The 19,895-nt window shown below is 71.9% G+C and carries 18 protein-coding genes; 7 read left to right on the top strand and 11 right to left on the bottom strand.

Features of this window, described 5'->3' with window-relative positions; translation table 11 throughout:
- Positions 1-12: 12 nt before the first annotated feature.
- The 4 genes from EOE66_RS02105 to EOE66_RS02090 form a co-directional block, all read right to left on the bottom strand.
- Positions 13-768, bottom strand: a complete 756-nt coding sequence (locus EOE66_RS02105; RefSeq protein ID WP_164884963.1) for an HvfC/BufC N-terminal domain-containing protein — start codon at positions 766-768, stop codon at positions 13-15.
- Positions 765-1,622, bottom strand: a complete 858-nt coding sequence (gene bufB, locus EOE66_RS02100; RefSeq protein WP_128227026.1) for an MNIO family bufferin maturase — start codon at positions 1,620-1,622, stop codon at positions 765-767. Before bufB ends, EOE66_RS02105 begins: the two co-directional genes overlap by 4 nt.
- Positions 1,623-1,627: 5 nt before the next feature.
- A complete protein-coding gene (locus tag EOE66_RS02095; RefSeq protein WP_128227025.1) occupies positions 1,628-1,906 on the bottom strand; it encodes a BufA1 family periplasmic bufferin-type metallophore in 279 nt (92 codons plus the stop codon).
- Between the two features lie 146 nt (positions 1,907-2,052).
- Entirely contained in the window at positions 2,053-2,538 is a 486-nt protein-coding gene (locus tag EOE66_RS02090) for a TlpA family protein disulfide reductase (protein WP_164884962.1), read from the bottom strand.
- Positions 2,539-2,819: 281 nt separating this feature from the next.
- Here EOE66_RS02090 and EOE66_RS02085 point away from each other — a divergent pair, with 281 nt between their 5' ends.
- The 3 genes from EOE66_RS02085 to EOE66_RS02075 all read left to right on the top strand — a co-directional run bounded on the left by EOE66_RS02085 (position 2,820) and on the right by EOE66_RS02075 (position 5,930).
- Complete coding sequence (locus tag EOE66_RS02085) at positions 2,820-3,638, top strand: spondin domain-containing protein (RefSeq protein ID WP_128227023.1); 819 nt, start codon at positions 2,820-2,822, stop codon at positions 3,636-3,638.
- A gap of 70 nt (positions 3,639-3,708) precedes the next feature.
- The gene (locus EOE66_RS02080; RefSeq protein WP_128227022.1) at positions 3,709-4,413 is read left to right on the top strand and encodes a response regulator; all 705 of its coding nucleotides are present in this window, start codon (positions 3,709-3,711) and stop codon (positions 4,411-4,413) included.
- On the top strand, positions 4,410-5,930 hold the full coding sequence (locus EOE66_RS02075) for a sensor histidine kinase (protein WP_128227021.1): 1,521 nt from the start codon (positions 4,410-4,412) through the stop codon (positions 5,928-5,930). Before EOE66_RS02080 ends, EOE66_RS02075 begins: the two co-directional genes overlap by 4 nt.
- On the opposite strand, the gene EOE66_RS02070 is transcribed toward EOE66_RS02075, so the two are convergent.
- Entirely contained in the window at positions 5,927-7,198 is a 1,272-nt protein-coding gene (locus EOE66_RS02070; RefSeq protein WP_245478865.1) for a hypothetical protein, read from the bottom strand. The genes EOE66_RS02075 and EOE66_RS02070 overlap by 4 nt on opposite strands.
- A complete protein-coding gene (locus EOE66_RS02065; RefSeq protein ID WP_128227020.1) occupies positions 7,195-7,755 on the bottom strand; it encodes a peroxiredoxin-like family protein in 561 nt (186 codons plus the stop codon). Before EOE66_RS02065 ends, EOE66_RS02070 begins: the two co-directional genes overlap by 4 nt.
- 92 nt (positions 7,756-7,847) lie before the next feature.
- Between EOE66_RS02065 and EOE66_RS02060 the strand changes: the two genes are divergently transcribed.
- Complete coding sequence (locus EOE66_RS02060; protein ID WP_128227019.1) at positions 7,848-8,705, top strand: AraC family transcriptional regulator; 858 nt, start codon at positions 7,848-7,850, stop codon at positions 8,703-8,705.
- Complete coding sequence (locus EOE66_RS02055; protein WP_164884961.1) at positions 8,702-9,262, top strand: DUF7482 domain-containing protein; 561 nt, start codon at positions 8,702-8,704, stop codon at positions 9,260-9,262. The genes EOE66_RS02060 and EOE66_RS02055 overlap by 4 nt, the downstream gene beginning before the upstream one ends.
- A gap of 54 nt (positions 9,263-9,316) precedes the next feature.
- On the opposite strand, the gene EOE66_RS02050 is transcribed toward EOE66_RS02055, so the two are convergent.
- A complete protein-coding gene (locus EOE66_RS02050; RefSeq protein ID WP_164884960.1) occupies positions 9,317-12,760 on the bottom strand; it encodes an ATP-binding protein in 3,444 nt (1,147 codons plus the stop codon).
- Positions 12,761-12,833: 73 nt separating this feature from the next.
- Between EOE66_RS02050 and EOE66_RS02045 the strand changes: the two genes are divergently transcribed.
- Complete coding sequence (locus tag EOE66_RS02045) at positions 12,834-13,964, top strand: flavin monoamine oxidase family protein (RefSeq protein ID WP_128227016.1); 1,131 nt, start codon at positions 12,834-12,836, stop codon at positions 13,962-13,964.
- Here the strand turns inward: EOE66_RS02045 and EOE66_RS02040 are convergent.
- Positions 13,961-14,335, bottom strand: a complete 375-nt coding sequence (locus EOE66_RS02040; protein ID WP_128227015.1) for a hypothetical protein — start codon at positions 14,333-14,335, stop codon at positions 13,961-13,963. The two genes, EOE66_RS02045 and EOE66_RS02040, sit on opposite strands and share 4 nt — an antisense overlap.
- A 141-nt stretch (positions 14,336-14,476) precedes the next feature.
- Here EOE66_RS02040 and EOE66_RS02035 point away from each other — a divergent pair, with 141 nt between their 5' ends.
- Positions 14,477-15,112 carry a Crp/Fnr family transcriptional regulator gene (locus EOE66_RS02035; protein WP_245478901.1) on the top strand — a complete coding sequence of 212 codons (636 nt, stop codon included), beginning with the start codon at positions 14,477-14,479 and terminating at the stop codon, positions 15,110-15,112.
- A gap of 60 nt (positions 15,113-15,172) precedes the next feature.
- Here the strand turns inward: EOE66_RS02035 and EOE66_RS02030 are convergent, their stop codons facing one another.
- From EOE66_RS02030 to EOE66_RS02020, 3 genes are read right to left on the bottom strand one after another with little or no spacing between them, the layout of a single operon-like run.
- On the bottom strand, positions 15,173-16,408 hold the full coding sequence (locus EOE66_RS02030; protein ID WP_128227013.1) for a vWA domain-containing protein: 1,236 nt from the start codon (positions 16,406-16,408) through the stop codon (positions 15,173-15,175).
- 8 nt (positions 16,409-16,416) lie between these two features.
- Positions 16,417-18,777 carry a DUF5682 family protein gene (locus EOE66_RS02025; protein ID WP_128227012.1) on the bottom strand — a complete coding sequence of 787 codons (2,361 nt, stop codon included), beginning with the start codon at positions 18,775-18,777 and terminating at the stop codon, positions 16,417-16,419.
- A gap of 10 nt (positions 18,778-18,787) precedes the next feature.
- On the bottom strand, positions 18,788-19,888 hold the full coding sequence (locus EOE66_RS02020; protein WP_128227011.1) for an ATP-binding protein: 1,101 nt from the start codon (positions 19,886-19,888) through the stop codon (positions 18,788-18,790).
- Between the last annotated feature and the right edge of the window lie 7 nt (positions 19,889-19,895).

The following is a 19,895-nucleotide window of genomic DNA, read 5'->3' as shown; positions in this document are numbered from 1 at the left end:
GGCTGCCCGGGCTCAATCACTCGCCGCCAGCCGGCTCGCACCACACAGCCACTCCTGCTGCAAGGCGCTTTGCAGCCAGTCAGCAAAGTCGAAGGTCTCGTCGGGCGGGCTGTCTGGTCGCGCGGCGGCTGCTTCCAGCGCGGATTGCAAAGAATGACCAGCCAGCACGGCGCCGAAGAAGCTCGCCTGCGGCGCCGAAACCGATATCCACGCCGCACGCCACGCCTGGCGCCACACGAGCAAGTGCCGCGGGCCCATGCCGTCAATGCCCAGCAAGCTCAGGGCCTCGGCTTCCATGTGCAGCAGCTGGAGGCCTGGGCGCAGTGCCAGCTGCAGCGTGTCGGGCGTTTCGGTGGCCAGGCATTGCAGGCTGTCAACGTCCAGCACCGCATTGGCCGCGCGTTCGGCCTGGTGCAGCGCCCAATCCAGCCGCGCCAGGCCTGGCAGCCCTGAAGCAGCCCCAGCCCGGTCCATCAGAAAGGCTTCGAGCCCGCTGCCCCACTGCGCCAGGTCGCCACTCGCCGGGGGTTCTGCGCGCCAGAAGCTCCACGCCAGCGCAGCAAAGTCGGCTTCGCCCAGGTGCGCCACGAGCTGCGTGAACACCTGGCCCAGGCTGCGCGCGCTGAGGCTGCGCAGGTGGCCCTGGTAGGCCGCAAGCCCACGCGCTTTTGAAACGGCCGGCAGTCCCTGCAGACCCGGCGGCGGCGCGTCGGCACCCAGCAGGGCGTGCAGCAAGGCTTGCTGCTGCAGAACCAGGGCCGCGCTCACGCGGGTGCTCCGGTGCCGTGCCCGGGCTGGCAACGGCGGGCCCTGGCCGCCTCGTCCTGCAGCACCTCCAGCGCGGGCACATCGGTGTCCCATTCGATGAGCGTCGGCACCAGGCCCAGGCGGCGCAAGGTGTGTTCGTAGAGTTGCCAGAGTTCATCGCTGACGCGGCTGCCGTGATCGTCGATGACCACATCACCCTGGTCGCAATGGCCTGCCAGATGAATCTCGCCCACGATGCCGGGTTGCAGCGCCGCCACCCAGGCCTGAGCGCTTTGTACCGCGGTGGCGGGGCTGTCGCCGCGGTTGCGGCTGTTCACCATGAGGTTGTTCAGATCGAGCAGCAAGCCACAGCCGCTGCGGCGGCAAAGCTCGTTGAAGAACGCGGGCTCGGCCATGGTGTCGCTGTCCCAGGCCAGGTAGGCGCTGATGTTCTCCACCAGCAGGGGCCGCCGCAAACGGTCTTGAACCTGCTGCACGTGGCTCACCATCACGGCCAGCGAGGCCTCGTTGAAAGGCACGGGCAGCAGATCGCTGGCATGCGCGCCCGAGGCCACCCTGGCGAAACAGGCATGGTCTGACACCAGCGCGGGCTCGAAGCGTTCCACCAGGCGTGCCAGGCGCTCAAGGTGCCAGCCATCCAAGCCGGAAGCCGAACCCAGGCCCAGGCCCACCCCGTGCAGGCTCAGGGCGTACGCCCCGCGGCCGGCTTCCAGCACAGCCAGCGTGGCGCCGCCCTCGGCAAAGAAGTTCTCGGCATGCACCTCGATGAACCCGAGGGCGGGCCGCTGTTCCAGCAGGCTGCCGTAATGGGCCTGCCGCCAGCCCAGGCCCACCGCGTTCGGGGCGAGGCGCACGCGTCTCACTTCTTCATTTTTGCCTTCGCCTCTTCGGCGCTCAGGCCGCCTGCCTTGGCGCAGGTGCCCTTGGCGACGTACTTCCACTCCTCGGGTGACTTGTCCACCTTCGCCTGGCCGGCGCAGGAATGCGAGCCGCTGAGGTTGGCGCAATCGTTCTGCCCGGCCTTGGCGATGCCGTAGCACTTTTCCTTGGCGGCCTTGTCCTGGGCAGCGGCCTGTCCCACCAGGCCCAGGGCGAGCGCAGCAGCAAAGGCGGAAGAAACAACGAGCTGGGTTTTCATCGACAGGACTCCATCAAAGGTTGAAAACACGGGTGCGCCGGTACGGCGGCGTCAACAGCCCGATGCCGTTGACGCGGGCTGGGTCGTGCAGACCACGGCACTCATTACAGAAAAGCCTGGCCATGGTGCCGATGGACGCGGCGGCGCTAGGGCAGCAGGTCGGCCAGGTCGTCCCAGACGCTGGCGGGCACGCGGCCTTCATGCCGCGCCTTGAGCGCGCCTTTGTCGTCGAAGATCAGCGTGACCGGCAGGCGTGCCTTGGCGGCCCAGCTGGCGGTCCATTCGATGTCGCCGTGCCAGAAGCTCCACAGGGGCCCGTCGGCGCCACTCACCTGACGCCGCAAGCGGTCGTAGGTCTGTGCGTCGGTGCGTTGGGCATCCAGGCTCACGGTCACCAGATCAAACGGCTTGTTCTTCCACCCCAGGGCGTTGGCACGCAGCTCGGGCATCTTGTTCAGGCACACCGCGCAGTCGGTGCGCCACAGCACCACCATCACCACACGGCCGCGCTGCGCGGCCAGGTCAAAGGCTTTGCCTTCCAGGCTGGGGCCCCGCAGCACGGCAGGCCCAGCCACCGCCGCAGGCGAAGGCGCAGCGCCAGGGGCCTGCGCCCACACAGGCGGCACCGTCATCAGGCATGCGGCACCCAGGCCGGCCAGCCAGCGGCAGGGCCGCATGAGAGAACTGGGTCGAAAGCTTGGGTTCATGGCGGCGCAGCTTAACCCGCGACATCCCACGGGAGCATCACGAAATCGCGACATCCCCGAAAGCCGTGCTGCTGTCGAGGTGCCGCCCAAAACCTCCCGCTCCGGTGATCTTTCGGTGAGGCGCCCGGGAACCTGAATTTCTAGCATGGCCTTGGCGAAGTTTGCTTCGTCTTGTTCTCCATTCAAACCCAGCCAGGAGTCAGCCCATGCCTACGAATCTTCACCGCGCGCTCCGTGCGACCGCCGTCGCGTTCGCGGCGGCTTGCACCGGCCTGTCCGCAAGTGCCGCCATCGTCGACGTCACCGTCACCGTCCAGAACCTCGTGCCCGCCAACGGCATCGCCTTCGCACCGCTGCACCTGGGCTTCCACAACGGCAGCTTCGATGCCTTCAACCTGGGCGGCGTTGCCACCGCACCCATCATCTCGGTGGCTGAAGGGGGCGCCGGCGGCGCGTGGCAATCGGCCTTTGCAGCGGCAGATCCCACGGCCACACGCGGCACTGTCGGGGGCCTGTTGCTGCCGGGTGCGACCAGCAGCCTCACGCTGCGCGTCGACACCTCGCTCAACCCGAACTTCACGTTCGCAGGCATGGTGGTGCCCAGCAACGACTTCTTCATCGGCAACGACAACCCCTTGGGGTACCGCCTGTTCGACGCTGCCGGTGGGCTGGCCATCCCGTCCATCACCATGAAGGCCAGCGAGATCTGGGACGCCGGGTCCGAGGCCTTCGATCCCGCGGCTGCCGCTTTCGTGGGCGCCAACGACCTGCGCACACCGCAGAACTCGGTGGTGGCCTTCAACTTCGCTGAACTGGCCGCATTCAACGGCCTCGCCACAGGCGCGGGCTACACCTTCAACAGCGGCCTGAGCGCCGGCAGCGAGGTCTATCGCATCAGCTTCGCGGTGTCGCCGGTGCCCGAGCCCGGCAGCCTGGCGATGCTGACGGCCGGCCTGCTGGGTATCGGCTTTCTCGTGCGCCGACGCCGTGAGGAAGGCGCCCGCGGCCCTGCGCGCGCAGCCTGAACGGCAGGGGCTGCGTTCTGTTTCAATGACGAACGGGTCCGCCATCGGCGGCGGCCCGCACGGGCCACGCATGAACAAGCATCTGCTGCTGGTGGAAGACGACGACGCCATCGCGCAGGCCCTGGGCCTGCACCTGGAGCAAGCGGGCTTCCGACTGCACCGCGAGGCCGATGGCCGCCACGCCATGGCGGCCATCGACCGCCAACGCTGGGACCTGGTGCTGCTGGACCTGATGCTGCCCGGCGCCGATGGCTGGGAGGTCTGCCGCCACCTGCGCGAGCGCCATGCCGATGTGCCTGTGATCATGCTCACCGCGCGCTCGGCCGAGGCACACCGGGTGCTGGGCCTGGAGCTGGGCGCCGACGACTATCTGGCCAAGCCGTTTTCAATGCTGGAGCTGGTGGCCCGCATCCGCGCGCTGTTCCGGCGCATCGAGCAGCTGAGCGCGGCATCACCGGCGTCGCACGCGCTGCGCTTCGGCCCGTTCCGGCTTGACACCGTGCGTCGCGAGCTGCTGCGGGACGACCAGGCGGTGCCGCTCACCCTGCGTGAATTCGACCTGCTGCACTTCCTGCTGAAGCACCCGGGTCGGCCCTTCAGCCGGGGCGAGCTGCTGCAGCGTGTGTGGGGCGCCGGCTTCGACGGCTACGAGCACACGGTCAATTCGCACATCAACCGCCTGCGCAGCCGCATCGAAGACGACCCGCGCGAGCCGAGGCGGGTGGTCACCGTATGGGGCGTGGGCTACCGCTTCGACCTCGAGCCGGCCCCATGAGGGCCCGCGGCGTTTCGTTCACCACACGCCTGGCGCTGGTGCTGGCCTTGCTGCTGCTGGGTCATGGCGCCTTCGTGGCGCTGATCGGGCGGCAGTACGCGCAAGAGCAGGCACAGGAATCGCTGCAGCGCCTCTCGCACGGGCTGGCGCAGCACATCGTGGCGCAATGGCCCGAGATCACGGCGGCCGGCGCGCCGGGCTCGGAAGGCGCGGAGGGCGCGGCGCGCAAGGCCCTGCTGCAGATGCTGATGTCGGTGAACCCTGGCGTGCAGGTCTACCTGCTGGACGCTGCGGGCCGGGTGCAGCATTACATCGGCGAGCCGGGCATGGTGCGGCAGAACCAGGTGGACCTGGACGTGGTGCGCGCCTTCCTGACCGGCGCCAATCTGCCGCTGCGTGGCACCGACCCCATGGGTTCGGGCGTGCCGCGCATCTTCAGTGCGGCGATGTTCCCGCCCCGCCCAGGCGACGCCCAGGCGCCGGGCTACCTGTACGTGGTGCTCGACGGCACGGCGCGCGAGCAGGTGGCTGCACAGCTGGGCGCCGATCGTCTCTGGCAAGGCATTGCGTGGGCTTCGTTGGCAGGGTTGCTGGTCACGCTGGCGCTGGGCGTGTTCACGTTCCGCCGCTTGAGCCTGCCGCTGCGCCGGCTGGCCACAGACATGAACGGCTACCAGCGGCGCGAGCCCGGCAGCGCCCTTGTTGCCGGAACCTCCGGCAAGCGGCCGGCCGGCGACGAGGTGCAGGCCCTGGCCAGGGCTTTCGGCGAGTTGCGCACGCGCGTCGAAGCCCACGCCGAACGCGAACACCGCCAGATGGCTGACCACCGCGAGATGCTGGCCAGTGTCGCGCACGATCTGCGCACGCCGCTGACCGCGCTGCACGGCCACCTCGAAGCCCTGGAGCAGGGTTCACTGCACAGTGGCGGGCCAATCGCGCCGCCGCGCGCTGCCGTGCTGCAGGCCGCGCTGGCGCAGAGCCGCAAGGTGGGGCGGCTGTCGCAGCAGCTGTTCGAGCTGGCCGCGCTGCAGTCGGGCGACCCTGGGCTGCAGCGCGAGCGCTTCGCATTGGACGAAGTGGTCAGCGATGCGGTGCAGAAGTTTGAAGTCGGCCACGCCAAGCCGCCGGTCACGCTTCAAGGTGTGCCACCCGGGCGGATGGAACTGGACGGTGATCTGCAGCTGATCGAACGGGCGCTGACCAACCTCATCGACAACGCCGTGCGCCACGCGCCCGCGCAGCAGCCCGTGCGCGTGAGCCTGCGGCGCGAAGGCATGCAGGCCGAGATCGTGATCGAGGACAGCGGGCCCGGCCTGCCTAGCGATCTTCAGGAGCGCCTGGAGCGAGGCCTGTCGCTGCGCGAACCGCCGATCAAGCGGCTCAGCGGCGGCATCGGCGGGCTCGGTCTGGCGATCGCGCAACGCGTGGCGGTGCTGCACGGCGGCAGCCTTCGCCCCTTGCCGGCCCCGGGCGGGGGAACCCGGCTTTGCCTGCTGCTGCCGTTGGCAGCCCCTTAGCTGCGCTTGCCGGCCGGCAGCGGCGTGCTCACGGGCGCCAACAGCACCCCGCCATCGTCCAGCAGGCCCACCCAGGCCGAGGCATCGGCCAGTGCGGTGGTCTGCACCACCCGCGCGGGCAGCGGCAGCGCGCCCTCGTCGGCCCACTCCCGCGCAGGGTTGAAAGTCCTCAGCACCAGGCCGTTCTGGCTGGGCAACAGCAGGCGCCCATGCAGCCAGACGGCCAAGTCGGTCTCGCGTGAGCCGATGCGGTGTGTGCTGATGTCGCCAGCCAGCAGGCGTCGCACCAGGCGTTGCCCTTCCTGGCGGTACGCATGAAGCTGGCCGCCTATGTGCGGTGTGTGCACCGCCACGATCTGCCGGCCGTCGGTGGTAGGGGCCAGCCAGCGGTGGAAGCCGCCCACCGGTTCGCCCAGACCGGCCAGTTGCAGGCGGGCGGGTTGCGCTGGGTCCGCGACCAGCAGGGCCAGTTGGCCGCCTTCGGGCCCGGCGCGAACCGTCAGCAGCCCGGTGGTGCCGGCAGGCCCGGGCAGCGCCACAGGCCGCGGTGCGATGTCCTCGAAGACATGCGGCGCCGGCAGGTCCAGCGCCCGCATCAACTCCAGGCCATGGCGCTCGAGCCACAGCACGCGCGTGGCTTCCACCGCGTCGCCCAGCACGCCGTGCCGGTAGCGCTGCGTGTCAGGGCCGGCCAGCACCACGATGTGACCGCCGTCGCCGCGGCCGTCCAGATCGGCCTGCAGCGGGCGCGCGTCGGGCAAAAGAGCCTCTCGCGACCTGGCCACGGCGTGCCAGCGGCCGCCACTGGCAGGTTCGAAGCGCACCAGCCTGTGGCCCTGAGCCGCCACGCCCAGCACGGCCAGCGGCAAGACCAGCAGGCCCGCGTGTGGCGCCAGGTCTGCATCACGCTGTGTCTGGACTTGGCCGGCAGCCCGATCGAACACCCAGAGGCCGCCGTCGGCGGTGCGCGCGGCAATGCGACCGTGGCCGCTGGCCAGTGGCGTGGCGGGATCCAGGCCGTCGGCAAGGCGCAGTGGCAGCGCTTGCTGCGGCCACAGGGCCCACAGCGCGCCGTCGAAGGCCAGCCCGAGCAGGCCGGAGGGGCCGCCCGCGTGCAGTTGCGCGATCCGGGTTCCAGCGGGCAGGTTCAACAGGCGCGGCGTGCCGTCGCGAAGCGGCGCGGAGCGGCTGCCGTGCGCGCCCGCGGCCATCAAGCCCGCCAGCAGCGCACTGCGGCGAGAGATGAAACGCGTGCCGGCCGCCTTCACACCGCGCCCGCGTACTCGCCACGCGCGGGGTAGGCCTTGGCCAGCGCGAAGTCGACGGCCGCCAGCAGTTCGTCGAAATGGGGCCGTGCGAAGGGCATGGTCTGCACGGCACCGTAGTACAGCGTGCCGTCGGGTCGCACGAGGAAGACACCCGGCTCCGAAAACAGCGCCGGCTCCTCGATGCCGATCGAAGTGGTGCCCCGCGAGGTGCTGATGTACAGGCCCCACGCACGGGCCTGGGCCAGCGGCAGGCTGTGGCCCATGCGCAGGCCCGGCGCCTTCAGCTTGTCGGCCATGGCCTGCGCGCGCTCGGGCGTGTCGCTCGACAGCGCGATGAGCTTCACGCCACGTTGCTCGAAGTCGGCCTGCAGCCGGCCCAGTTCGAGCAGGTACTTCAGGCAGATGGGGCAGTGCAGCCCGCGGTAGAAAACCAGCAGCGTGAAGTTCGTCGCCCCATCTCCGCCGAGCTCGAAAACGCCGTGTTCGAGCGTGGGTACCTGCAGTGCCGGCACAGGCTGGCGTGGCATCAGGGCGTTCGGCGCAGTCGCGGTCGTCATGGCGGGCTTCGGGCAGATGAGACAGGTGCACTCTAGCGCGGGCGGTGAGATGATTGGCTGCGTTTCATCTCAGAGATTGCTCTTCTCGTCTCATGTCTGACCGCCTGTCGGCCCTGCTGCAGCGCTTTGAGCTGCGTGCGCAACTCTTCACGGGTGGCTTGCTGCACCACGAGCGGCCGATCGAGCCCCACGGCAGCGACGGTCATCTTCACGTGCTGGGCCGGGGGCCGCTGCGACTGCTGGGGCCGAAACGGCACCGTCACCTTCTGAACCAGCCGAGCCTCGTCTATGTGCCGGGGCCCCTGCCGCATCGGCTGATGGCCCCCTCGGCGGAGGGCGCTGAGCTGGTCACGGCCGCCATCCATTTCGGTGCCCCCGACGAGAACCCGCTGCTCAGCAGCTTGCCACCGGTGCTGTGCGTGCCGATGGTGCAGTTGCCGGGCCTGGCGCTCACGCAGCAGGTGTTGTTCGCCGAGGCCGCGGCCGGCCGCTGCGGCCATGCCGCCGTGGTGGAGCGTTTGGTGGAGGTGCTGATGATCCAGCTGCTGCGCCACGCCATGGCCACGCGGCTGGTGGACGCCGGCCTCATGGCGGGCCTGGGCGACGCACGTCTGGCCAAGGCCCTCAGCGCGATGCACGCCGATCCGTCGCGGGGCTGGACTTTGGAAACGCTGGCCGCGGTGGCTGGCATGTCGAGGGCGCGCTTTGCCGCGCACTTCGCGGGCACCGTGGGCGTGCCACCAGGTGACTATCTCACCGGCTGGCGTCTGGGGCTGGCGCGCCGGCTGCTGCGCCGAGGGCTGGCGGTCAAGCAGGTGGCCGCCGAGGTGGGCTATGCCAGCCCGGGTGCTTTCGGACGGGTGTTTCTGCAGCGGGTGGGGCGTACGCCCCGAGATTGGCAACGAGCGGCCGCGTCGTCGGCCATGGCACAGGGAGTTTCGCAATGGTGAAGAAGTGGCTCGTGCCGCTGGGCCTGGTGGCGGCGTTGGCGGGCTGCGTGCACACGCCTGCCCCACCAGGCCCCGGGCCGGGCCCGGGCCAGGTTCAACTGCCGGTGCTGATGGGCTGGTTCGATGGCGAGGCGGTGCTGTACGTCACCACCGATGTCTCGCATGCCGACGTGGCCGCGGCCAAGGGAGCGAACTTCGCGCCGCGCCTGGCCCACGCCCTGCCGGGCGGCCCACCCCAGCCCGGGCGGGTGTCGTCTGTCGACAAGGTTTACGCGGTGACCAACTTCCAGCAGCCGAGCTTGTTCGCCTCGGCACCGCGGCCGGTAGGGCCGGCCAGTGGCGATGCCGGCTACAGCCCCCTGTGGCAGATGGTCAAGGTCACCTGGCAGCCCGGCCGCACCCCGCGCGAACTGCGGGCCGAAGAGGCCGTGCTGGCCGCCGCCGAAAAGGGGGATGTGGTTCTGGAGCCCACCCCGGTGGTGTTGAACTGCCCGATCGTTCAGCGCGATGGGCAAGGCAGCTTGCCGGGTGTGGTGCTGCCGCGGTCGCAGCGCTGAACGCGAGGGCCGCGGCGACACCAGGCGGGGTCCGGCGCGGCGCAGGCCGCGCCCTCAGCGCCCGCCCCGCGCCGCCCACAGCGCCACGATCTCGCGGTGCACCGGGATGCGCGCCAGAAACATCTGCCGCAGCGCCGCGTCTTGCAGCGTGTCGGCCTGGGCCTGCACCTCGCGGTGCGCGCGGTGTAGCCAGGCGTCGGCGCGCGGGTCGCCAGCGGCCGCCAGCACCTGGTGCAGGGTGAGCTCGATCAGGCGCTGTGATTCGGCGCCGTCGAAGCGGCCCACCGCCCCGTGCGTGCTGTCGGGGGAATCGCCGGCCGCGGGGTCGTGTGGCGGTGCGGCCATGGCCATCAGGGCCTCGGCTTGCTGCAAGGCCGCTGCCAGATCGCCCTGCTTCAACGCCACCCGGGCCAGGCTGGCGCTGGCGTCGAAGCGGCAGCCGTGGCCGATGCCCTGCGCCAGACGCTGGGCCAGCGTGTAGGTTTGCGCAGCAGCGGCCAACTGGCCCAGCGCGATTTCGGCCTGCCCGCGGCTCAGCAACGCCAGCACCTCGTAGTGCGGCGCGCGCACGGCCCCCGCGATGTCCAGCGCTCGCCGGGCCAAGGCCAGCGCCTGTTCGTCGTCGTCTTGCTGGTGCGCCAGGGACGACAGGCCCAGTGAGCATGCGCACTCGGCAATGCGGTCGCCGTTCTGGGCCACCACCCGCAGCGCGTCTTGCAGGTCTTGCCCCGCGGCGTCGAGGTGGCCCAGGTTCAGCCAGCCCACGCCCACGTTGATGAGCGCATTGCCCTCGTTGCGCCGGTCGCCGGCCCGGCGCAGCAGGCCCAGGGCTGCCCGGGCCAGCTCGAGCATGCGCACGTGGTCGCCGCGGCGCAAGGCCAGCGCCGACAGGCTGTTCAGGCAGAAGGCCTGCAGCTTGAACAGGCCGCGCACACGGCCTTCGTCCAGGGCCTGCTGCAACAGGGCCTGCCCTTCGTCCGGGCGGCCCTGGTGCACGGCGGCCAGGCCTTGCAGGCGCAGGTTGAAGAGCCGCTGTTCGTGCAGCTCCTGCGCGCTGCCGCTGCCCTGGGCCAGTGCCTGCTCGGCGAGGTCCACGGCACGGCGCGCAATCGTCTCGCACTCGGCATGGCGGGCCATATGCAGCGCGCGGTGCGCGCGGCGGTTGGCGGCGTAGGAGCGCCGGGCGTCGTCGGCCAGTGCTTCGGCCATTCCGTCCATGGCATCCAGCGCGTGACCTTGCGCTTCGCGCGAGCCCTGGAAATCCAGCGTTCGTTCCTGCACGTGCAGCAGCCGCCAGCGCAGCAGCGCATGGCGCGCCGCGGGGCCCAAGGTGTCGAGCAAGGCCAGCCCCTGCTGCACATGGCCCAGCACGGCCGTGTGCGCCAGGCGGCCGATGGCGTGCTCGGCGGCCCTGGCGTGGAACTCGGCCGCTTCGGCGGCGGCGCCGGCCTCCTGGAAGTGGTGCGCGGTGACGCCAAGAAAGTCGCCCGCCCGCGCGCTGTTGCTCTCGCTCTGCGCCGCCAGCCAGGCGGCCAGCTTGGCGTGCAGCAGGCGGCGCTCGCGCTTGAGCACGGTCTCGTAGGTCACCTGGTGCAGCAGCGCGTGCTGGAAGGCGTACTCGCGCAGGCCGTCGGGGTGGGTGTCCTGGCGCGGCAGGGCCAGTTCGCGGCGCACCAGCCTTGGCAGCGTGGTCTCGGCCCGCGCGTCCAGCGCGATCAGCGCACGGTCCCAGAACAGCGGCCCGATGACGCTGGCTTCCTGCAAGGTCAGCCGCTCGGCGGCGGGCAGGCCGTCCAGCCGCGCCTGCAGCACGCCCGTGAGCGTGACGGGCACTTTGCTGGCCACCAAGCGGTGTTCTTGCAGCTGCCAGGTGTCGCCGCTGGCATCGATGGCGCCCTGGTCGATGAGCATGCGCACCAGCTCTTCGGTGAAGAAGGGGTTGCCCTCGGCGCGGCCGGTGATCAGCGCGGTCAGCACCGCCGGCGGCGCGGGCAGCTTCTGCAGCAGCTCGCCCACCAGCGCTTGCTGCGCTGGCGCATCCAGCGGCTGCAGGTCGATGCGTTCGTGCGGCCAGTGGCTGCGCCGCTCGAAGAGCGTGGGCCGCGTGAAGGCCAGCACCCACAGCGGCAGGTCGCTGTTCACGTTGCACAGGTGGCCCAGGAAATCGAGGCTCTCGTTGTCGGCCCAGTGCAGGTCTTCCAGCTGCAGGATCAGCCGCGTGCCGCGTTGCGCGCCCGCGGGTCGGCTCAGGCGCCGGAACATCTGCACCGCCGTGTGCTGCGCGCGGCCGTGGATCTGCTTGGGGTCGTCGAGGATGCCGCGCAGGTGCGGGCTGTCCTTCCAGTCCAGGCCGATCAGGTGCCCCAGCAGGTGGGCGTGCCCTTGTGCGAAGGCCGGCTCGTCGGCGAACAGCGGCATCAGGCCGCCTTCGATCTTCGCCTTGGCTTCGTCGAGCGTGTCGTCGTCGCCGATGTGCAGCCACGTGGCGATGAGGTCGCGCAGCAGCGCATAAGGCTGGCCCTGGCTCTGCGGCGTGGCGCGGCCGTGGAAGCGCAGCACCGGTTCGGCCTGCCGCGCGGTCCAGGCCTGGAACTCGTCCAGCAGGCGGCTCTTGCCCAGGCCCGCCTCGCCCACCACCGTGACGGCCAGCAGTACTTCGTGCGTGCAAAGCCGCTGGAAGGCGGCCTGCAGCGCCGCAAGCTGGGCCTCGCGGCCGACCATGCGCGTGGCCACGCCTTCGATGCCGCGCGCGCCGCGGCGGAAGGCCAGCGGCAAGGCCTTGTGCACCAGGTGGCTGACGATGGGCGCATCGACACCCTTGACCTGCAGCAGCTCGGGCGGGCTGAACTCGAACAGGCCTCGCACCTGCGACCAGGTGTCCTGGCTGATGCGCAGCGCACCGGCCGGCGCGCTCTGCTCCATGCGTGCGGCGATGTTGACGGCCAGCCCGCGGACAGCGCTCTCGTCACCGGCACCGCCGCCCCCGCCGCCCACCAGCACGCCGCCGGTGTGGATGCCCACGCGCACATCACAGCCCGCCTGCCCGTGCGCGGCCAGCACTGCGGCGCCCAGCTCGCGCCCCAGCGCCAGCAGGCGCAGGCCACAGCGCACGGCGCGCTCTGCGTCGTCTTCGTTGGCCTCGTCCATGCCGAAGACACCGAGCAGGCTGTCGCCCGCGTACTGCACCACGCGCCCGCCGTGGGCCACCACCAGCGCCGTGCCGCGGCGCAACGCGCCGTCCATCACGGCGCTGGTCTCTTCGGGGTCGAGGTGCTGGCTCAGCATGGTGGAGCCGACCACGTCCACGAACAGCAGGCTCACCTGCTTGAGCGCGCGTGCGGGGGCGGCGCCTTCCTTGGCCTGCAGGGCCGCCAGCCGGGCGCGCAGGCCGCCCAGGGCGGCATCGACCACGGCATCGCCCAGCGTGGCGCGCTGCGCCTCCAGCGCGGCGATGCCGGCTTCCAGCGCTGCAGCTTCGGGGGCGGGCGTGGCGGTCATCGCGCCCATTGTGGGCTGCGCCATCGCCAGCGCTTTCCGCCGTCTGACCGAAGGCGGATCTGAAAATGCCGCGATGACTGCGACGCCCGATGAACCCCGTGTGAAGCCCGCCGTGGCGCCCGTCGCCATCGTCGGCGCCGGCCTCGCCGGCCTGCTGGCGGCCCGCCTGCTCGAAGCGGCTGGGGTGCGCGGGGCCCTGCTCTTCGAAGCCGAGTCCACGCTGGGCGGGCGCATCCTGTCCGAGCCTGCTGGCGTGGCCGGTCGTTTCGACCTCGGCCCCACCTGGTTCTGGCCCGAGCACCAGCCCGATCTCAGCCGCCTGATCGACGAGCTGGGCTTGTCGCGCTTTGCCCAGTTCGACATCGGCGACCTGCTGCTGGAGCGCCACCCCGGCGCACCGCCGGAGCGCGTGCGCTCGCCGTGGGAGACGCCGGTATCGATGCGCCTGCAGGGCGGCATGGCCGGCCTGACCGAGGCGCTGCACGCCAGCCTGCGCCACACCCGCGTGCTCGGCCGGCACCGCGTGCTGCACCTGGCCGTGCACGACGCGGGTGTCGCGCTGACGGTGCAAGGCCCGGCCGGCGAGCCCGTGCGCTGGCAGGCCGGGCACGTGCTGCTGGCCCTGCCGCCGCGCCTGGCGGCCGGCCTGGGCTGCACGCCGCCGCTGCCGCCAGCGCTGCAACGGGCCTGGAGCAGCACGCCCACGTGGATGGCCCCGCATGCCAAGTACGTGGCCGTCTACGACACGCCCTTCTGGCGCGCGCAGGGCCTCTCAGGCCAGGCCCGCAGCGCTGTCGGGCCGCTGGGTGAGATCCACGATGCCAGCCCGCCGCAGGGCAGTGGCGCGCTCTTCGGGTTCTTCGGTGTGCCGGCCGCGGTGCGCCTGCGTCTGGGCGAAGGCGCGATGCGCGATCTGGCGCGCGCGCAGTTGCAGCGCTTGTTCGGCCAGGCAGCGGCCGCGCCGCAAGCCGAGTTCTTCAAGGATTGGGCCGCCAGCCCGCACACGGCCACCCCGGCCGACTTGCAGGCCGCCCCCGCCCACCACGCCCCTGCGCCCGAAGCTGCAGCCGCCAGCGGGCCCTGGGCAGGCCGCCTCACCGGCATCGGCAGCGAATGGTCGCCGCAGCACCCGGGCTACCTGGCCGGCGCGGTGGAAACCGCGCAAGACGGCGTGGCCGCCTGGCTGGCTCGGCGGCAGCCTTAGCGCGGGGCCAGTGCCGTCTTGCTCAGCCCGCGGGGGTACACGCGCGCCTGCAGCACCGGTGCAGGGCGGCCAGTCAGGGCGGCCCAGGTGCTGAGCTCTTCCTGCGTCACGTCCCAGTCCTTGCCGAACACCTGGGTGGCGTTCTGCGCCATGAACAGCGCGAGCTCGGCCGCGGGCGCGTGGCCCGCGTTGGCCAGTGCGATGAAGCGGCCGTAGGCCTCGGAGAAACGCCCCTGCTGGAACGAGGCCAGGGCGTTGGCGTGCAGCTGGTCGCGCAGCGGCACCGTCTGGGCCTGTGCGGCCGGCGCGAGGCAGGCGGCGGCCACAAGCGTGATCTGGGCGGCGCGGAAGAAGGCGGTAGGCTGGAACATGGGGCTCTCCTGTTGCGGCCCTGCTGGTGGGGCCGGTGCAGGGATGCTCCATCCAGCCGATGTGCGGCGCGCACCATCGTTCAATACTGACCGCTGGGCGGTGCCGCACGGGACCGCACCGCGTTCAAGCCGGGGGTGGGTATGTTGCAAGGGGCGCAGGCCGGGACGGCCGATGACATCCTGGCCGAGCTGGCGCGGCTGGGCGAGACACGCACCTGGGAGCCCGGCAGCACCGTGGTGGCCGAGGGCGACGAGGCCGACAGCCTCTACCTCGTGCACGAAGGCGAGCTGCGCGCCTACGTGGCCGGCGACGGCGGGCGCGTGGTGGAGCTCAACACGCTGCACGCCGGCGAGCTGTTCGGCGAGCTGATGCTCGGCGGCCAGCGCCGCACCGCCACCGTGCAGGCGCTGACCCGGGCGCGCCTGACGCGCGTGATGCGCGGCCAGGCCGAACAGGCGCTGGCCGAGCACCCGGCCCTGGCCTTGCAGCTGATCCAGCGCCTGGCGCAGCGCGTGCGGGTGCTCACGCACACGGTCAGCCGCCTGGCCTCGGTGGATGTCTACGGCCGGCTCGTGGGCCTGTTCGAGGCCCTGGCCGTCGACGACCACGGGCAACGCTGCGTGCCCGGGCCGCTGAGCCAGCAGCGCATCGCCGAGCGCGTGGGCGCTTCCAAGGCAATGGTCAACCGGCTGCTGGCCGACCTGGCCCGCGGCGGCTACATCGAGGTCACGCGCGAGCGCATCGTGCTGCTGAAGAAGCTGCCGCCGAAGTGGTGAGGCCGGCCGGGTGCTCGCGCACTCGGGCGAAGCGCACCGGCCAGGTGATCGACGCCTGCCTCACCGTGGGGGCTCTCCAGGCCGTGTCGCCACCAGCCCGCGCCCGGCCGCCCAGGCGTTGACGTCTTCGCGGCGGATGGCCGCGGCCATCAGCGCCGGGAAGGCATCGGGCGTGCACGCGAAGCTGGGCACGCCCAAAGCGGCCAGCTGCGCGGCGAGTTCGCGGTCGTAGGCCGGTGCGCCTTCGTCCGACAGCGCCAGCAGCGTGATGAACTGCACCCCGCTTTCCACCAGCTCGGCCGCGCGGCGCAGCAGCTGCGGCGCCACGCCGCCCTCGAAGAGGTCGGAGATCAGCACGAGGATGGTGTTGCGCGGTTCGCGGATCAGCGTCTGGCAGTAGCCCACCGCGCCGTTGATGTCGGTGCCGCCACCGAGCTGCACGCCGAAGAGCAGCTCCACCGGGTCGTCGAGCTTCTCGGTCAGGTCGACCACCGCGGTGTCGAAGACCACCAGCTTCGTGCTCACGGCCGGCAGGCTGGCCATCACCGCGCCGCAGATGCTGGCGTAGACCACCGACTGCGCCATCGAGCCGCTCTGGTCGATGCACAGCACCACCTCGCGCTGCGGCCGGCGCGCCTTGCGGCCGTAGCCGTGCAGCACCTGCGGCACCACGGTGCGGTACTCGGGCTGCCAGTGGCGCAGGTTGGCGCGGATGGTGCGGTGCCAGTCGATCTCGGCATGGCGCGGGCGGCGGTTGCGCTGGCTGCGGTCGAGCGCGCCCGTCACGGCGCTGCGCAAGGGCTCGTCCAGCCGCTGCATCAGCTCGTCGACCACGCGCCGCACCACGGCGCGCGCGGTGTCGCGGGTCTTGGCCGGGATCACGCTGCTCAGCGCCACCAGCTGCGCCACCAGGTGCACGTCGGGCTGCGCGGCTTGCAGCATCTCGGGCTGCAGCAGCATGTCGCGCAGGTTCAGGCGTTCCAGCGCGTCGCGCTGCATCACCTGCACCACTTGCGAAGGGAAGTAGCGGCGGATGTCGCCCAGCCAGCGCGCCACGCCCGGGCGCGAGGCGCCGCGGCCGCCGCGCCGGTCAGGCCCCAGGCCGCCGTTGCCATCGGCTTCGTACAGCGCGGCCAGGGCCTGGTCGATGTCGGCCTCGGCGCCCAGCGGTGCGCCGCAGGCGGCTTCGGCCTCGCCGCCCAGGGCCAGGCGCCAGCGGCGCAGGCGGGTGGCGTCGTCCACGCGCACGGGCTCGGCCGGGGCGCGGTCTTCGGGCGCTGGCGTGAGGTCTGTCATGTCTGAGCTCATGCCGCCACCCCCAACCAACGCCGCAGCCAGGGCAGCGGCAGGGCAGCCTTGTCGGCCGGCCAATCCGGCGCCACGGTGGCCGGTGTGATGGTGGCCACGCCTTGGCGCGCGCGGGCCCCCAGGTCGCGCCGCTCGCCGGGGCCGAAGGCCGAGAAGCAACGCCGCACCAGCGGCAGCACGCGCAGGAAGTGCGCGTCGCTCAAGCCCGCCAGCCAGGCGTCCAGCAGCTGCCAGACGGTGGCGTCGTGCAGCAGCAGCGTGGCGTTGCGGTTGAGAAAACCGTCCAGCCAGGCCGCCGCTTCGGCCGGCTCGCTGCCGGCCGAGAGGTGCAGTGACATCGCCTGCGCCGCCGCGGCCGGCGCGCGCTGGCCTTCGTCCAGCAGCAGGCGCAGCGTCAGGCCCTGCAGCAGCGGGTGGGCGCTGGGGCTGTCGGCCAGCTGCTGCAGCGCGTGGCGCCAGGCGGCCAGCGGGGTGGCGTCTTCGGGCGTGGCGCTGTCGTCGTCGGCAGTGGCCGCGGTGGCTGCGTCGGCGGGGGCCTCGCGCAGGCGCAGCGCGCCGTGGGCGGCCAGCAGGTGTTCACGCAGGGCGCCAGCGGCTTCTTCGTCCAGCGCCTGCGCGGCCAGCGGCAGGCCGATGGCGGCGCGCTGCACCAGGCCGTCCAGCACGCCGGCCACCAGCGTGGCGTCGGTCTGGCGCACGTTGCCGTAGCGGAAGACGTTGGCCAGCGCCGGCAGCGCCGCCAGCAGCTGCGGCACGTCGCCGCTGAGCGCGGCGCGGTCTTGCAGCGTGTGCGTGGCGGCCTGCACGGCGGCAGGCAGGTCGGCCAGCAGCGCGTCGTCCACACACTTCGAGAGTTCGGCCAGGCCCGGCAGCGTGGGGCAGCGTTCATGGATGCAGGCCGTGGCCGCCTGCTCCAGCGTCTGGCCCCAGCGGCTGGCCTCGATGAGGCGCAGCGCGAACTCGGGCTGCCATTGCAGCTGCCAGACCTCGTGGAAGCTGCCCCGGGCGCCGCTGGGCGCGCCGGCCCGCTGCCCCACGCGCGCCAGCGTGCCCCAGGGGATGCCGAGCAGCACCAGCCGGTGCAGCAGGCGGCTGCGCGCCAGATCGCCGGGCTGGCGCAGGTCGAGGTCCAGCGTCTTCTGCAGCGCCTCGGGCTTGAGGCGCAGGGTCTTCTGCTGGGCTTCCAGGTCGCGCTGCAGCGGCACGGTGGGCACGTCGGCCGGCACCTCGCCCAGGCGGTCGCCGATGACCAGGGCCTCGCACACGAAAGCCAGCACGGTGTCGTCGCCCATCGTCAGCACGGCGCGCGTGGCTTCGTTCAGCTCGTCCAGGCCCGGGGCCGCGCGGCCGCGCATCGCAGCCAGGCTTTCGGCCAGGCGCGTGGCTTCGATGAGGTGGCCGCTGGAACAATCGAGATCCCGCTCGCGCATCAGCGTGGCCACGCGCGCCAGCCAGCCGGCGGCGCGGGTGCGGCCCGTGGCCCCCGCGGGGCCCCCAGTGCCACCGCCAGTCGCCCAGAGGTGCTCGTACCAGCCGGGTGAACGCACCCCGGCGCCGTAGCCGCTGGCGCGCGCCAGGTGGCGGTAGGTCCAGGGCACCCAGGTGGCCGCCACCTTGCGCTTGGGGGCCCCCTTGAGCAGCGCGGTGTCGGCCTTGGCGGTGGGCGCGCCGGGCACGTCCAGCCGCAGGGCCGGCACGTGCCAGGCGCCGCACACCACGGCGATGCGTTCGGCGTCTTCGCGGCGCGCAGCGCGCAGGCACTGGCGCATGTGGGCTTCGCGCAGGGCGTCGATGTCGGGGGTGGGCTCGGCGCTGGCGTCGGTCGGAACGTCAGCGCCCTTGGGCTCGGTTTCGGCCTCGCGCAGCGCCACCATCGCTTCGGTGATGGCCTCGAAGAGCCCGGCCGCCTCGTGCCGCTCTTCCACCTGCTGGTTCCACCAGGCTTCGCCGTCTTCGAAGCCGGCGGCCTGGGCCAGCGCGCCCAGCGGGTCGCGGCGCGGTGTGCCGGCGGCTTCAGCCGGCGCGTCGTCGTCTTCTTCGGGCAGCGCCAGGCGGTGGGCCTGCGGCAGGTCGATGAAACGCAGCGCCACGCCGCGCTCGGCCGCCCAGGCCAGCGCCTGCCACTCGGGCGAGAAGCGCGCGAAGGGGTGGTAGACGGCGCGCCGCGGCTCGTCCACCGCGTGGGTCAGCACGGCCACCGGCGGCACCAGCGCCGGCACGTGCGCCAGCAGCGCGTCGGCCTCGGGCGGGCCTTCCACCAGCACCAGCGTCGGCGCCCAGGCGTCGAAGGCCGCGCGCAGGCTGCGCGCGCAGCCCGGGCCGTGGTGGCGGATGCCGAAGAGCCGGGTTTCGCTCATGCCGGCCAGGTCACAGCGTCTCGCGGCAGGCGCGGTAGAGGTCCTTCCACTCGCTGCGCTCCTTCACCACCGTCTCCAGGTACTCGGCCCAGACCACGGCGTCTTGCACCGGGTCTTTCACCACCGCGCCCACCAGGCCGGCGGCCACGTCGCGCGGACGCAGCACGCCGTCGCCGAAGTGCCCGGCCAGCGCCAGGCCGCTGTTGATGACGGAGATGGCCTCGGCCGTGCTCAGCGTGGAGCTGGGCGACTTCAGCTGCGTCTTGCCGTCTTCGGTGCGGCCGTTGCGCAGCTCGCGGAAGATCTGCACGATGCGCCGCACCTCCTTCAGCGCCGGCGGTTCCGCCGGCAGCTGCAGCGTGCGGCTCATCTCGCCCACGCGCTTCGTGACGATGGCGACCTCGTCGTCTTCGCTGGCTGGCACCGGCAGCACCACGGTGTTGAAGCGCCGCTTCAGCGCCGCCGAGAGTTCGTTGACGCCCTTGTCGCGGTTGTTCGCCGTGGCGATGACGGAAAAGCCCGCCACGGCCTGCACCTCGCTGCCCAGCTCGGGGATGGGCAGGGTCTTCTCCGACAGCACCGTGATCAGCGAATCCTGCACGTCGGCCGGGATGCGCGTGAGCTCTTCCACGCGTGCGATGCGCCCGTTGCGCATGGCCTGCATCAGCGGGCTGGGCACCAGCGCGGCTTCAGACGGCCCGTGGGCCAGCAGCTGCGCATAGTTCCAGCCGTAGCGCAGCTGTTCTTCGCTGGTGCCAGCCGTGCCCTGGATGAGCAGCGTGGAGTTGCCGCTGATGGCCGCGGCCAGGTGTTCGCTCACCCAGCTCTTGGCCGTGCCGGGCACGCCGTAGAGCAGCAGCGCGCGGTCGGTGGCCAGCGTGGCCACGGCCACTTCCATCAGCCTTTCGTTGCCGATGTACTTGGCGCTGACCTCGAAGCCGTTGTCGAGCCGGCCGCCCATCAGGTAGCGCAGCACCGCCCAGGGCGAGAGCAGCCAGTTCGCTGGGCGGGCGCGGTTGTCCTGCTTGGCCAGCTCGGCCAGCTCTTCGGCGAACTGCTGCTCGGCGTGTTGGCGCATCACTGCGGTGCTGGCCGGGCTGGTGCTACTCATGGGCGTG

It is taken from the genome of Rubrivivax rivuli (genome assembly GCF_004016505.1).
GTDB classification, from domain to species: Bacteria; Pseudomonadota; Gammaproteobacteria; order Burkholderiales; family Burkholderiaceae_C; genus Rubrivivax; species Rubrivivax rivuli.
This window is presented reverse-complemented; position numbering and strand designations above follow the sequence as displayed.